General features: G+C 64.6%; 10 protein-coding genes. 6 read left to right on the top strand and 4 right to left on the bottom strand.

The genetic code is table 11. From position 1 onward, the window contains the following. Positions 1–6: 6 nt before the first annotated feature. Both LV476_RS03065 and LV476_RS03060 read right to left on the bottom strand, forming a co-directional pair. Positions 7–3,144 carry an efflux RND transporter permease subunit gene (locus LV476_RS03065; protein WP_250073220.1) on the bottom strand — a complete coding sequence of 1,046 codons (3,138 nt, stop codon included), beginning with the start codon at positions 3,142–3,144 and terminating at the stop codon, positions 7–9. A 65-nt stretch (positions 3,145–3,209) separates the two neighbouring features. Continuing rightward, positions 3,210–4,367, bottom strand: a complete 1,158-nt coding sequence (locus tag LV476_RS03060; RefSeq protein ID WP_250073218.1) for an efflux RND transporter periplasmic adaptor subunit — start codon at positions 4,365–4,367, stop codon at positions 3,210–3,212. A gap of 201 nt (positions 4,368–4,568) precedes the next feature. Here LV476_RS03060 and LV476_RS03055 point away from each other — a divergent pair, with 201 nt between their 5' ends. Continuing rightward, positions 4,569–4,913, top strand: coding sequence for a histidine triad nucleotide-binding protein (locus LV476_RS03055; protein WP_250073215.1), 345 nt, complete (start codon positions 4,569–4,571; stop codon positions 4,911–4,913). A 13-nt stretch (positions 4,914–4,926) separates the two neighbouring features. On the opposite strand, the gene rsgA is transcribed toward LV476_RS03055, so the two are convergent. Both rsgA and mgtE read right to left on the bottom strand, forming a co-directional pair. After that, positions 4,927–5,910 carry a ribosome small subunit-dependent GTPase A gene (gene rsgA / locus LV476_RS03050; RefSeq protein ID WP_250073213.1) on the bottom strand — a complete coding sequence of 328 codons (984 nt, stop codon included), beginning with the start codon at positions 5,908–5,910 and terminating at the stop codon, positions 4,927–4,929. A gap of 5 nt (positions 5,911–5,915) precedes the next feature. Next, on the bottom strand, positions 5,916–7,352 hold the full coding sequence (mgtE, locus tag LV476_RS03045; protein WP_250073204.1) for a magnesium transporter: 1,437 nt from the start codon (positions 7,350–7,352) through the stop codon (positions 5,916–5,918). 210 nt (positions 7,353–7,562) lie between these two features. Here mgtE and orn point away from each other — a divergent pair, with 210 nt between their 5' ends. The 5 genes from orn (at position 7,563) to greA (ending at position 14,114) form a co-directional block, all read left to right on the top strand. After that, entirely contained in the window at positions 7,563–8,108 is a 546-nt protein-coding gene (orn, locus tag LV476_RS03040; RefSeq protein ID WP_250073202.1) for an oligoribonuclease, read from the top strand. A 69-nt stretch (positions 8,109–8,177) separates the two neighbouring features. Further along, complete coding sequence (dapB, locus tag LV476_RS03035; RefSeq protein ID WP_250073200.1) at positions 8,178–8,990, top strand: 4-hydroxy-tetrahydrodipicolinate reductase; 813 nt, start codon at positions 8,178–8,180, stop codon at positions 8,988–8,990. 203 nt (positions 8,991–9,193) lie between these two features. After that, positions 9,194–10,348, top strand: coding sequence for a glutamine-hydrolyzing carbamoyl-phosphate synthase small subunit (gene carA, locus LV476_RS03030; protein WP_250073198.1), 1,155 nt, complete (start codon positions 9,194–9,196; stop codon positions 10,346–10,348). Between the two features lie 53 nt (positions 10,349–10,401). After that, a complete protein-coding gene (gene carB, locus LV476_RS03025; protein ID WP_250073191.1) occupies positions 10,402–13,635 on the top strand; it encodes a carbamoyl-phosphate synthase large subunit in 3,234 nt (1,077 codons plus the stop codon). Further along, entirely contained in the window at positions 13,632–14,114 is a 483-nt protein-coding gene (gene greA, locus LV476_RS03020; RefSeq protein ID WP_250073182.1) for a transcription elongation factor GreA, read from the top strand. The genes carB and greA overlap by 4 nt, the downstream gene beginning before the upstream one ends. Positions 14,115–14,166: the final 52 nt, after the last annotated feature.

The raw sequence follows: 14,166 nt of genomic DNA, 5'->3' as shown, positions 1-14,166 counted from the left end.
TCCCCTCTAGGCGTCCGTCTTTTTGCGGCGGTTTCCGAACAGCTTCTCGCTGCCGGTCTGCAGCAGCTCAAAGAACATCGGAATGAACAGGATAGCCACATAAGTCGCGAGGATCATCCCGCCGACGATCGGGGTCCCGAGCGAGTGTCGCGCCGCTTCGCCGGCCCCGGTGGCAATGGCCAGTGGCAGGACGCCGAGGATGAAGGCCATCGAGGTCATGATGACCGGACGGAAGCGGATACGCGCGGCCTTGAGGGCAGCTTCCTTGATGGACAGACCGTCCTGCGTGTGCATCTTCGAGGCGAACTCGACCACCAGTATGGCGTTCTTGGCCGACATCGCGATCAGCACCAGCAGGCCGACCTGGAAGTAGATGTCGATGTTCAGGTCACGCATCCAGATGGCGATCAGTGCGCCGAGTACCGCGAAGGGCACCGCGGTAATCACCGCGAACGGCAGCGACCAGCGCTCGTACTGCGCGGCCAGGATCAGGAAGACCATGATCACGCCCAGCAGGAAGGCGATCGAGCCGGCCGACCCGGAACTGAGTTCCTGAAACGCCGAGCCCACCCAGCCGATGGTGTAATCGCCGCCGCCCAGCGTCTCGTCGACCACGGCCTGCATGGCCTCGAGGGCCTGCCCGGAGGAATAACCCGGCGCCGGCTGACCCATGATCTTGGCTGCCGGGAAGATGTTGAAGCGGTTGATCACGTCGGCGCCGGTCGTGCGTGTAAGTGATACGACCGAGCTGATCGGCACCAGCTCTTGGTTGCCGCCCCGCACGAACACCTGCTCGAGGTCCTCGGGGTTGGCCCGGTGATCCGCCTCGGCGGCGAGATTGACCTGGAAGTTCCGGCCGAACAGGGTGAAGTCGTTGACGTAGCGCGTGCCGAAGGTGCCCTGCATGGTGCGGAAGATGGCCGCCACCGGGATGTCCAGCGCGTACGCCTCCTCGCGGTCGACGTCGATGCGGAATTGCGGCGTGTTGTCGACGAAGGTGGTACGTACGCCGGCCAGCTCGGGGCGCTGGTTGGCAGCGGCCACCAGCGCGTTGGTGGCCTGTGCAAGCGCCTTGACGTCCGCCGAGCCGCGCTGCTGCAGGTAGGCCTCGAAACCGCCGGTGGTCGACATGCCGCGGATCGGTGGCGGCACGAAGGACATGATGAAGCCTTCCTCGATCTGCGCACCCGCGCCCATGGCCTTGCCGACGGCGGCCTGGACGCTCTGATCGTCATCCGGGCGTTCCGACCAGTCCTTCAGGCGGGTAAAGGTCACGCCCTTGTAAGAGCGCTGCGTGCCGGCCAGGAGATCGTAACCGGCGAAGGCGACCTGCATGTGCACGTCCGGGTTCTGGCGCACCAGCCGCGAGTATTCGTCGCGTACCTCCCCGGTACGCTCGAGACTTGCGGCCGGGTCGAGGTTGATCGCGGATATGAAGTAGCCCGGATCTTCCTCCGGCACCAGTCCGGTCGGGGTGCTCCGCAGCATCACCACAGCGGCGACGACCACGCCGGCGAAAACCAGCAGGCCGATCGGCCAGGCCACGAGGAAGAAGTTGACCAGCTTCATGTAGCCGTCGCGGAACGCGTCGAAGCCCCGGTTGAACAACCGGAACGGCAGGGAGGGCTCTTTCTCCTTGTGATTCTTCAGGAGCAGGGCGGTCATCGACGGGGTAAGTGTCAGGGCTACGACCCCGGAAAGCACCACCGAGATAGACAGCGCTACGGCGAACTGGCGATACATCTCGCCGGCGAGTCCCGGGATGAAGGCAACCGGCACGAACACCGCGAGCAGCACCAGCGTGGTGGCCACGATCGGGCCGGTGACCTGTTCCATCGCCTTGATCGAGGCGTCGCGGGCATTGAGCTTTTCCTCGCGCATCAGGCGTTCGACGTTTTCGATCACGATGATCGCGTCGTCCACTACGATGCCGATGGCGAGCACGAAGCCGAACAGGGTCAGTAGATTGATCGACATGCCGCTCATGAACAGGCCGGCAAGCGCGCCGATCAGGGCAACCGGGATCGCGACCAGCGGCACGATGGTCGCTCGCGGCTTCTGCAGGAAGACGAAGATCACCAGCACCACCAGCAGCAGTGCCTCGAGGAAGGTCTTGAGGACTTCCTTGATCGAGATGCGGACGAAATCGGTGGTGTCCAGCGGGATGCGATAGTCCATGTCGCCGGGGAACCGCTCGGCGAGCTGTTTCATTTGCTCACGGACCTGATCGACGGTCTCGAGCGCGTTCGCGCCCGGTGCTAGGTACAGGCCCATCGGCACGGTGGGTTTGCCGTTGTAGGTGGCGTTGAAGCCGTAGGTCTTGGTGCCCAGCTCGACCCGGGCGACGTCCTTGAGACGCAGCGTGCCGCCGTCCCCACCGGCAGCCAGGATGATGTTCTCGAACTCGCTTACCTCGGAGAACCGTCCCTCCGCACTGATGGTGTAGGTGAAGGCCTCGCCTTTCTTGTTGGGCGCGGCGTTGAACTTGCCGGCGGCAAACTGGGCGTTCTGTTCACGGATTGCCGTGGCCACGTCGTCCTGGGTCAGCCCGAAGTGGGCCAGCTTCGCCGGATCGAACCAGACGCGGATCGAGTAGTCCTGGGCGCCGAACAGGCGGGCATCACCGATGCCGTCGACCCGCTTGAGCGAGTCGATGATGTTGATCAGGCCGTAGTTGCTCAGGAATTTGGTGTCGAACTGCTCGTTCTCCGAGAGCAGGGTGATCACCATCAGCAGTGCGCTGCTTTTCTTGTTGACCACCACCCCCTGGTCGCGGACCTCCTGCGGCAGTTGTGGCAGCGCGCGCTGGACACGGTTGTTGACGTCGATCGCCGCCTGGTCCGGGTCGGTACCGGTCGCAAAGGTGACCGAGAGGTTCATCGTGCCGGCGTCCGAGCTGCCCGACGTCATGTAGAGCATGTCGTCGACGCCGTTGATCGCCTGCTCGAGCGGGGCGGCGACGGATTCGGCGATGGTGGCGGCATCGGCGCCGGCGTAGGTGGCCTGGACCTCGACCTCGGGCGGCACGATCTTCGGGTACTGTTCCACCGGCAGACCGGTGAACGCGGCGCCACCGGCGATCATGATCACGATCGCGAGAACCGTCGAGAAAATGGGGCGGTCAATGAAGAATTTCGAGAACATCGGTGGTCTCCGTGCCTGTCGTGAAATACGTCACGGCAGGCGGGGTGGCTCGACGGAAGGCAGCGTCAGTCGTTGTCGTCGGAGGGTGTCTGCGGCTTGACCGGCGCGCCCGGGCGCACCTTGAGCAGCCCGTCGATGACGAGCCGCTCGCCGGCTTCGAGCCCGGACTCGACAATGCGGCCCTGATCGCTCATGGGGCCCAGCTCGACACGCTTTTGCTGGGCGGTGTCGTTCTCGCCAACGACGTAGACGACGGTGCTCCCCGGTTCCGGACCGGTGCCGATCGCCGTTTCCGGCACGATGACCGCGTCCGAGACACTGGCGACCTGAATCCGTACCCGGACATAGCGGTTGGGACGTAACACGTCTCCGGGGTTGTCGAACACGCCGCGCAGCCGGATTGAGTTGGTCTGTTCGTCGATGGCCGCCGTGCGGTAGTCGAGCTTGCCGGTGAGTGGTTGCCCGTTCGGGCCGGTAATGCCGACCACTTCCGCCGGCGTCGGTCGCTCGGGTGTGGGATTGAGCGCATCGCTGTCCGCGAACGGATCGTCCAGCGGGTAGGAAAGCACGATCTGGATCGGGTCGATCTCGTCCAGGCTTACCAGTCGGTCACCGACCTCGATCAGGTTGCCAGCAGAGACGGCGCGTCGACCGGCAATGCCGGGGATCGGAGCCGCAACCGTGGTGTAGTCGAGGTCGACCTGGGCGGATTCGAGCTGGGCCTCGGCAACCTTCACGCCGGCCCGGGCGGTCTCGAGGGCGGATCGCGCATCGTCGCGCTGCTTCTCGCTCGCCACCCCGCGCTCGAATAGAGAATTGACCCGGCGCCAGTCGCGTTGCGCCGCCGCGAGGGTCGCCTGTGCCGCGGCGAGGTCCGCCTCGGCCTCGTGCACTGCCGCCTGGTACGGCCGTGCGTCGATGCGGAACAGCGGGTCGCCCTTGGCCACGCGCGCCCCTTCGGTGTATTCGCGGCTCTCGAGTATGCCGTCGACCTGAGCTCGGACTTCCACGTGTCGATTCGCTTCGGTGCGCCCCGCGTATTCCTTGTACACGGCGGCCGATGCGGTCTCGACCGTGATCACAGGGACCTTTGGCGGAGGCGGTTTCTGACCGCCCGACTGGGCCTGAGCGCCGAGAGCCGGACCGAGCAGCAGACCGGCTGCGATCAGCGACAGGCCGGGACGCCCGGTGCGGGCGACGGATCGTACGACGTTCGTAAGCATGGATTCGTACCGTGTAATGAGCCAGCGAGCGATGGCGATTGGTGCCCACGGCATACGGCGGGCCGACGCGTGGCGTGAAAACGATACGATACTAATGAGTTCTGCAACTAGCAAAGTTTGCAGTGGGCGAACCGAGCACTGCGGAGCGATGAACTTAGGCTAAGCTGGGGGCGAATTCATTCCGTCCGAGGCATGCAACCCGTGAGCGAGACCATTTTCAGCAAGATCATCAACCGGGAGATCCCGGCCGACATCGTGTTCGAAAACGAGCGGATTCTCGCCTTCCGTGACATCAATCCGCAGGCGCCGGTGCACGTGCTGATCATTCCCAAGAAGGCGATCCCGACGGTCAATGACATCGCGCCGGAGGATGCGCCGCTGATCGGTGAGTTGTTTGTGGTCGCCGGGGAGATTGCCGCGCAGGAAGGGATCGACGAGTCGGGTTACCGGACGGTGTTCAACTGCAATCGGGACGGCGGACAGGACGTCTATCACCTTCACTTGCATCTGCTCGGCGGGCGAGGAATGCAGTGGCCGCCGGGCTGATGGCCCGTTCGACTTATCGAGCGTTTCTGGCCTCGACGAGGGCCTGATACTGGGCCAGTCGCCGTGGCAGGATCTCGCCGGTCTCGGCCGCCTCGCGCACGGCACAGCCGGGTTCGTTCAGGTGGCGGCAGTCGTTGAATCGGCAGTAGGCAGCGGCGTCGGTGATCTCCGGGAAGGCGGCGGCGAGCGCATCTGACGGCACCGTTTCCAACGGGAAGTCCCGCACGCCCGGGGCATCAATCAAGCCGCCGTCACCGTCTGGAAACCGGTAGAGCGTGCTTGCGCGGGTGGTGTGCGTCCCTTCGCGGTTGAAAGCCGAGATCTCGCCGATGGCCGCCTGATCGGCCTTCGGCGTGATTTCGCGCGTCAGCGAGGTCTTGCCCACGCCGGACAGGCCGACGGTGAGTGTGATCTGCTCGCGCAGGCGGTTGCGCAGTGATTCGATCCCTTCTCCCGACTTGACCGAGGTCCGGATCACCTCGAACCCCAGCGACGTCCAGAGATCCAGCGTCTCCTCGATCTCGCGTCGATCCGACTCGGGCAGGGTGGGTAGCAGATCGGCCTTGTTGAGGACGATCACCGGCGTGGCCGGCAGGGCGAGAACGGCCACCAGGGTGCGCTCTACCACCTCGGGGTTCATCCAGGGCAGGGCGGAGGTGACCACCAGCACCTGATCGATGTTGGCCGCCATCATTTTTTTCTTGCCGTAGGCGTCCGGGCGGATCAGCAGGTTGCGACGATCCTCGCGCTGTTCGATCACCACGTTGTCCTGCTCGTCGCGTCGCCAGCGGATGCGGTCGCCGGTCGTCAGGCGCCCGACCGTGCGCCGTGCACGGCCGCGCAGCAGCTGGTGCGCGGCGTCTTCGATCAGCAGGTCATGACCGTGGTGAGTGACCACGATGCCGCGCTCCAGCGAGTCATCCGCGGCCGAATGGACGCGTCGTCGCCGGTCGATCTGGCGTTGCTGCTGCTTGCTCAGGCGGATCTTTCGGCTCATGGGGGTTACAGCAGGAACAGGGTGGCAAGGCCGAGGAAGATGAAAAAACCGCCCGAGTCCGTGATCGCCGTGATCATCACCGCGCTACCCAGCGCCGGATCGCGTCCGAGGCGGGTGCGGACGATCGGGATGGTGACACCGAAGAAGGCCGCACTAAGGAAATTGAGGGTGACCGCGGCAAGCATCACGGCCGAGACACCCGGGTTCTGGTACATGAGGAAGGTGACCAGACCGAGCACGCCACCCCAGACCACGCCGTTGATCAGCGCGACCTTCAACTCCTTGCCGTAGAGCAGCCGGATGTCGCCGCCGCCAAGTTTCCGAAAGGCCAGCTCGCGCACGATCATGGTGATCGTCTGGTTGCCGACGTTGCCGCCCATGCCGGCGACGATCGGCATCAGCGCCGCGAGTGCGACCAATCTCTCGATCGAACCCTCGAACAGCCCGATCACCTGGGCGGCGATGATCGCGGTGACCAGGTTCACGGCCAGCCACGGCGCACGGTTGCGCACCGACTTTCTGACCGGGGCGAAGATGTCCTCCTCCTCGGTCAGGCCCACTTGCGAAAGGCGTTCTTCGTCGCTCGATTCGCGGATGAAGTCGACCACGGCGTCGATCGTGACCCGGCCGACCAGGCGGTCGACCTCGTCGACGACCGGCGCGCTGACCAGGTCGTAACGCTCGAAGGCATCGGCGCCGTCGCGGGCGCTGTCCTCGGGGTGAAAGCGCACCACGTCGCTCACCATGACCTCGTCGACGATCGTTTCCGGATCGTTCAGAAGCAGTGTCTTGAGGTGGATCACACCCTCGAACAGCCCGTCGCGGTCGACGACGAACAGCTTGTCGGTGTGGTCGGGCAGGGATTCCATCCGGCGCAGGTAGCGCAGGGCGACCTCGATGGTGACGTCGCCGCGCACCGTCACCAGGTCGAAGTCCATCAGCGAGCCGATGGTGTCCTCCTCGTAGGACATGACGAAGCGCAGCTTCTCGCGCTCGTCGATCGGTAGCGCCGTGAACACGTCCTGCATCATGCCTTCGGGCAGATCGGGCGCGAGGTCGGCGAGCTCGTCGGTATCAAGACTCGAGGCGGCGTTGAGGATCTCCTCTCGGTCCATCGCCTCGATCAGGCTGTCGCGCACCGAGTCGGAGACCTCCAGGAGGACATCGCCGTCTCGGTCGGAGTGAACCAGCTCCCAGATGAGCAGTCGCTCGTTCTGGGGCAGGGACTCCAGCACCTTGGCGATGTCGGCGGGGTGCAACGGCTCGATCTTGCGCGCCAGGCGCTCCAGGTCCTGGTCCCGCAGCAGGTCTTCGATCGGCGGCGCGTGATCGTCCGTGCCGCCATCGTCCTCGTGCACTTCGTGGCGCGCGAGCGTGTCCCGGATCTCGTGGATCAGCGAATCGAGCTCGTCCTGACGATCAATGTCGGTGAGTTCGGGCATGTTGATGCGCTTCCAGGCTGCATTGGCGGGGCGAACAGGTGCCGATAGGCTCACGGGCCGGAAGGGCCGGCGAAACCCGCCCGACAGTATAGCGAAGCCCGCGGCGTGGATGTCAGCCGTGACACGGTCTCGGCAAGGGCAGGCCGCCACGTGCTAGGCTCGTGAGCCGTTTCGGCGGCACCGAGACCGAAATCATTCAGGAGATACCGCATGCACGTCCCGGAAGACAATCTCATCTGGATCGACCTCGAGATGACCGGCCTGGATCCGGTCAACGACACGATCATCGAGATTGCCACCCTGGTTACCGACAAGCACCTCAACGTGCTGGCCGAAGGACCGGTGATCGCCATCCAGCAACCCGAGTCGGCGCTGGCCGGCATGGACGAGTGGAACCAGCGCGTTCATGGCCAGAGCGGGCTGATCGAGCGGGTCCGGTCGAGCGACAGCGACATGCGCTCAGCCGAGCGGAGCACCATCGAGTTTCTGCGCCAGTACGTGCCGGAGCGTGCCTCGCCGATGTGCGGCAACAGCATCTGCCAGGATCGACGCTTCCTCGCACGGGAGATGCCCGAGCTCGAGGCGTATTTCCATTACCGGAACCTGGATGTCTCGACGATCAAGGAGCTCGCGCGCCGCTGGCAACCCGACGTGCTGGCCGGCTTTCGCAAGCACTCGAACCACCAGGCCATGGACGATATTCGCGGCTCGGTGGCCGAGCTCTCCCACTATCGCGCCGGGTTCTTCAAGCTGTAGGGCAAACCCCGTTGCGCGGCTTGGTAGACTGCGCATCAACACGCAAAACCAGAGGACCAGCCAAACGTCATGAGTACACGTGTCGGGGTAGTAGGCGCCAACGGGCGCATGGGGCGTCGCCTGATCGAGGCCGCTCATCAGGGCGGGCACACGCGGATGGGTGCCGCCTTTGCGCGCTCGGGAAGCCCGCTGATCGGGCAGGATGCCGGCCAGATCGCCGGGATCGGCCAGATCGGTGTGCCGGTCCGCGACGACCTGCCGGGGCATAGCGACGAGTTCGATGTCCTGATCGACTTCACCTCGATCGACGCCACCATGCGCCACCTGGAAATGTGCCGCGAGAGCGGCCGGGCGATTGTCATCGGCACGACCGGCCTCTCCGACGCGCAGAAGGAAATTCTGGCGGACGCGGCCCGTGACATCCCGGTGGTCTTCGCGCCCAACATGAGCATCGGCATCAACGTGCTGCTGCAGGTGCTGGGACAGGTAGCCACCATGCTGGGCGACGATTACGACGTCGAAATCATCGAGGCACACCATCGCCACAAGGTCGATGCCCCCTCCGGCACGGCGCTGCGTCTGGGTGAATCGGTGGCTGACGCTCTCGACCGTGACCTGCAGCGCGTCGCGATCTACGGACGTGAAGGGATTACCGGTGAGCGGTCCGCGGAAACCATCGGCTTCTCCACCATTCGCGGCGGCGATGTGGTTGGCGATCACACCGTGCTGTTCGCGGGTATCGGGGAGCGGGTCGAGATCACGCACAAGGCCTCCAGCCGCATGACGTTTGCCAAGGGTGCGGTGCGCGCGGCCCAGTGGGTGGCAGACAAGCCGGCCGGCCTTTACGACATGAGTCACGTGCTCGGTCTGAAGCCAGTCTGAACGTGCCGCCACCCCCTTTTGTCGCGAGCGGTCGCCCGAAAACCCGAAAACCGGCAATTGGCCCCGGAGAAACGGCGTTTCGCCGTGGACAGCGTTGGGGAGTTTCAGTCATAATTGCGGCCCGAAACCGAGGGGCCTGCGCCGCCTCGGCGGCCAGTGCCAACTCGGGCAGGGCGACATGACATATCTGTGGGGGAAAGTTCTTGGATAGCACGGTCTCAGACGCGAACACCGGGCTCCCGGCCAACACGGCGCTCCTGGCTCTCGAAGACGGGAGCGTTTTTTACGGCACCTCCATTGGTGTCGACGGGGAGTCCGTGGGTGAGGTGGTGTTCAACACCGCGATGACGGGCTACCAGGAGATCCTCACCGACCCGTCATACCGTCGCCAGATCGTGACCCTGACCTACCCGCACATCGGCAACGTCGGCACCAATTCCGAGGATGCCGAGTCCGACTCGGTTCACGTCGCCGGCCTGGTGGTGCGTGATTCCGGGCAGATGAGTTCCTGGCGCGGCGAGCAGACACTCGAGGACTATTGCCGTGAACACGGCGTCGTGGCGATCTCCGAGGTCGATACCCGCGAACTGACCCGGCGTCTGCGCGATCAGGGGGCGCTGAATGGCTGCATCGTGGCCGGCAGCGAACTGGACGCGACCGCGGCCATCGAGAAGGCGAAAGGCTTCGCCGGGCTGGCCGGCATGGATCTGATCCCCGAAGTCGGCACCCGAGAAGTACGTGAATGGACTTCCGGTTCCTGGTGGGTGGAGGACGGCGAGCGCCCCGAGCCCAGCCGTCACATCGTCGCGTACGACTACGGCTTCAAGCACAACATCCTTAGGAAGCTGGTCGACCGGGGTTGCCGGATCACACTGTTCCCGGCCGACATGCCGGTTGACGAGCTTCTGGCCAGCAAGCCGGACGGTATCCTGGTCGGCAACGGCCCGGGCGACCCGGCAGCCTGTACCAAGGCCATCGGCGACATCGAGCGCTTCCTGGAGAGCGGCATTCCGCTGTTCGGCATCTGCCTCGGCCATCAGTTGCTGGCTCTCGCCAGCGGGGCGAAGACCAGCAAGATGAAGTTCGGCCACCACGGCGCGAACCACCCCGTCCAGGACATCCATGGCAAGCGCGTGCTGATCTCGAGCCAGAACCATGGTTTCGCGGTCGAAGAGGACAGCCTGCCGGCCCACCTCGAGGCCACCCACCGGTCGCTGTTCGACGGCAGCCTGCAGGGCATCCGCCGCACCGATTGTCCGGCCTTTAGCTTTCAGGGGCACCCTGAGGCGAGTCCCGGGCCGCACGATCTGGACCTGCTATTCGACCAGTTCGTCGAAAGCATCGACGCCCGCCGTTAACCCCGATCCCTGAATAACCAACTGCCCAGCCACGGCTGGCAGGTGAGTCGAGCATGCCAAAGAGAAACGATATCCAGAGTGTACTGATCATTGGCGCCGGCCCGATCGTCATCGGCCAGGCCTGCGAGTTCGACTATTCCGGGGCCCAGGCCTGCAAGGCCCTGCGCGAGGAGGGCCTGCGGGTCATTCTGATCAACTCGAATCCGGCGACCATCATGACCGACCCGGAGATGGCCGATGCGACCTACATCGAGCCGATCACCTGGGAGGCGGTCGGCGCCATCATCGAGAAGGAGCGTCCCGATGCAGTCTTGCCGACCATGGGCGGCCAGACTGCGCTCAACTGCGCGCTGGATCTGTACCGTCACGGCGTGTTGGAGAAATTCGGCTGCGAGCTGATCGGCGCCAGCCAGGATGCCATCGACATGGCCGAGGACCGCGACCGCTTCAAGGAGGCGATGACCGAAATCGGCCTGTCCACTCCGGCCTCCACCGTGGTGCACACCTTCGACGCGGCGCTTGCGGCCCAGACCGAGATCGGGTTCCCGGCCATCATCCGTCCCTCTTTCACCATGGGCGGCACCGGTGGCGGCATTGCCTACAACCGCGAGGAGTACGAGGAACTGGTTCGCCGCGGCCTCGATCTCTCGCCGACCAACGAACTGCTGATTGAGCAGTCGGTGCTGGGCTGGAAGGAATACGAGATGGAGGTCGTGCGCGACAAGGCCGACAACTCCATCATCATCTGCTCGATCGAGAACCTCGACCCGATGGGCGTGCATACCGGGGACTCGATCACCGTCGCCCCGGCGCAGACCCTGACCGACAAGGAATACCAGGTGATGCGCAACGCCTCGCTGGCCGTACTGCGCAAGATCGGGGTCGAAACCGGCGGCTCGAACGTCCAGTTCGCGGTCAACCCGGCCAACGGCGACATGATCGTGATCGAGATGAACCCGCGCGTGTCGCGGTCCTCGGCACTGGCCTCCAAGGCCACCGGTTTCCCGATCGCCAAGGTGGCCGCCAAGCTCGCGATCGGCTACACGCTCGATGAGCTCAAGAACGACATCACCAGCGGCGCAACCCCGGCCTCGTTCGAGCCGACCATCGACTACGTCGTCACCAAAATTCCGCGCTTCACGTTCGAGAAATTCCCCGTCGCCAACGATCGCCTGACGACGCAGATGAAGTCGGTGGGCGAGGTGATGGCCATCGGCCGCACGTTCCCGGAATCCCTGCAGAAGGGCCTGCGTGGGCTCGAAATCGGTCGGGACGGCCTTGACGAGGTGCTGGAAGGCAGCCTCGCGGCCGACGACATCGAGGATCGCCTGGTGCGCGAGTTGCATTCGCCGGGCGCCGAACGGCTCTGGTACGTCGCCGATGCGTTCCGTAAGGGCTTCGACGTCGAGCGCATCCACCAGCACTCGTTCATCGACCCGTGGTTCCTGCGCCAGATCGAGCATCTTGTGCGCACCGAGGAGTCGCTGCGCGGCGGTCACCTCAAGGAAATGAGCACGGCGCAGATGTATCAGCTCAAGCGTCTGGGCTTCTCGGACGCGCGCCTGGCCAAGCTGCTGGACGAAACCGAAAGCACCGTGCGGGCGCACCGGCATGCCCTCGGTGTGCGACCGGTCTACAAGCGCGTCGACACCTGCGCGGCCGAATTCCCGACCTCGACGGCCTACATGTACTCGACCTACGAGCCGTTCTGCGAGGCCGAGCCGACCAATCGCGACAAGATCATGATCCTGGGCGGCGGGCCGAACCGGATCGGGCAGGGCATCGAATTCGACTACTGCTGCGTCCACGCCGCGCTCGCACTACGCGAGGACGGCTACGAGACCATCATGGTCAACTGCAACCCGGAGACGGTCTCGACTGACTACGACATCTCCGACCGGCTGTACTTCGAGTCGCTGACGCTCGAGGACGTGCTCGAGATCATCGAGGTCGAGCAGCCGCGCGGGGTGGTGGTGCAGTTCGGTGGTCAGACGCCGCTCAAGCTGGCCCGTGACCTGGAAAAGGCCGGTGCACCGATCATCGGCACGACGCCGGACGCGATTGACCGTGCTGAGGATCGCGAGCGTTTCCAGGACATGATTCACAAGCTGGACCTCATGCAGCCGCCGAACCGAACGGCGAAGTCCGCCGACCAGGCTATCCACCTCGCCGCCGAGATCGGTTATCCGCTGGTGGTGCGCCCGTCCTACGTACTCGGCGGCCGGGCGATGGAGATCGTCCACGACGAGGAAGGGCTCAAGCGTTATATCCGCGACGCCGTCAAGGTATCGAACGACTCGCCGGTGCTGCTTGACCGATTCCTCGACGACGCCACCGAGATGGATATCGACGCGGTCTGCGACGGCGAGAACGTGGTGATCGGCGGGCTGATGGAGCACATCGAGATGGCCGGGGTCCACTCGGGTGATTCGGCCTGCTCGCTGCCGCCGTACACCGTGCCGCGCTCGGTGCAGGAGCGTGTCCGCGAGCAAATCAAGGCGATGGCCCGCGAACTCAACGTGGTCGGCCTGATGAATACCCAGGTAGCCATCCAGGGCGACGACATCTACATCATCGAGGTGAACCCGCGCGCCTCGCGGACGGTGCCGTTCGTCTCAAAGGCCGTCGGCGTGCCGTTGGCCAAGATCGCCGCGCGCACCATGGCGGGTATCAGCCTCCAACGTCAGGGCATCGAGCACGAGCGCATCCCGCCGTTCTATTCGGTCAAGGAAGCGGTATTCCCGTTCATCAAGTTCGCCGGTGTCGACCCGCTTCTCGGCCCGGAGATGAAGTCGACCGGCGAAGTGATGGGCGTGGGCCGCGAATTCGGCGAAGCCTTTGCCAAGGCGCAGGCGGGTGCCAGCAACTCGCTGCCGCTGTCGGGCACTGCGTTCATTTCCGTGCGCAAGCAGGATTACCACGGCGTGATCACCGTCGCCCGCGCACTGGAAGAATGGGGATTCTCGCTGGTCGCCACGCGCGGCACCGCCAAGTTCCTGGCTGAGAACGGCCTTGACGTGACGTCGGTCAACAAGGTGACCGAAGGGCGGCCGAACGTGGTGGACATGATCAAAAACAAGGAAATCGCGATGATCGTGAACACCACGTCGAACAGTCAGCAGTCGCGCAGCGACAGCTACGAGATCCGTCGCGAGGCCCTGCATTACCGCATCCCGTACTTCACCACGCTGGCCGGCGCCGAGGCCATGGCGCTGGCACTGAAAACATTGCATCAGCCGGTAACCGTCAACCGGCTCCAGGATCTGCATCAGGAGTGCGCTTCATGAACCAGACCCCGATGACGGCCGCCGGTGCGGCCAAGCTGGAGGAAGAGCTCAAGCGCCTGCGCAGCGTCGAGCGTCCGCGCATCATCGAGGCGATCGCCGAGGCCCGTGAGCTGGGTGACCTGAAGGAAAACGCCGAGTACCACGCCGCTCGCGAGGAGCAGGGGTTCGTCGAGGGACGCATCAAGGAGATCGAGGCCAAGCTCTCGCATGCGCAGATCATCGATGTCACCCGCATGCCGCCGGGTGACAAGGTTATTTTCGGCGCGACCGTCGAGCTGCTCGATCTCGATACCGACGCGGAAACGCGCTACAAGATCGTTGGCGACGACGAGGCCGACATCAAGCAGAACCTGATCTCGATCCACTCGCCCATCGCGCGGGCTCTGATCGGCAAGTCGGTTGGCGACGAGGTCACCTTCAACGCGCCGGGCGGCAACACCCGGACGTTCGAGATCGTCGAGGTCGAATACCTCGCCTAAGCGCTCTGCCGCCGACCGATCTCTTCCTCGGCGGCCGCTTTTTACCAACGAA

The sequence above is a fragment of the Guyparkeria hydrothermalis genome (genome assembly GCF_023555385.1).
In the GTDB taxonomy this organism is placed as follows: Bacteria; Pseudomonadota; Gammaproteobacteria; order Halothiobacillales; family Halothiobacillaceae; genus Guyparkeria; species Guyparkeria hydrothermalis_A.
This window is presented reverse-complemented; position numbering and strand designations above follow the sequence as displayed.

Excerpts from the sequence above, each read along its gene's own strand:
- LV476_RS03065 (WP_250073220.1), bottom strand. The coding sequence starts at position 3,144 with ATGTTCTCGAAATTCTTCATTGACCGCCCCATTTTCTCGACGGTTCTC.
- LV476_RS03060 (WP_250073218.1), bottom strand. The coding sequence starts at position 4,367 with ATGCTTACGAACGTCGTACGATCCGTCGCCCGCACCGGGCGTCCCGGC.
- rsgA (WP_250073213.1), bottom strand. The coding sequence starts at position 5,910 with ATGAGCCGAAAGATCCGCCTGAGCAAGCAGCAGCAACGCCAGATCGAC.
- mgtE (WP_250073204.1), bottom strand. The coding sequence starts at position 7,352 with ATGCCCGAACTCACCGACATTGATCGTCAGGACGAGCTCGATTCGCTG.
- orn (WP_250073202.1), top strand. The coding sequence starts at position 7,563 with ATGCACGTCCCGGAAGACAATCTCATCTGGATCGACCTCGAGATGACC.
- dapB (WP_250073200.1), top strand. The coding sequence starts at position 8,178 with ATGAGTACACGTGTCGGGGTAGTAGGCGCCAACGGGCGCATGGGGCGT.
- carB (WP_250073191.1), top strand. The coding sequence starts at position 10,402 with ATGCCAAAGAGAAACGATATCCAGAGTGTACTGATCATTGGCGCCGGC.
- greA (WP_250073182.1), top strand. The coding sequence starts at position 13,632 with ATGAACCAGACCCCGATGACGGCCGCCGGTGCGGCCAAGCTGGAGGAA.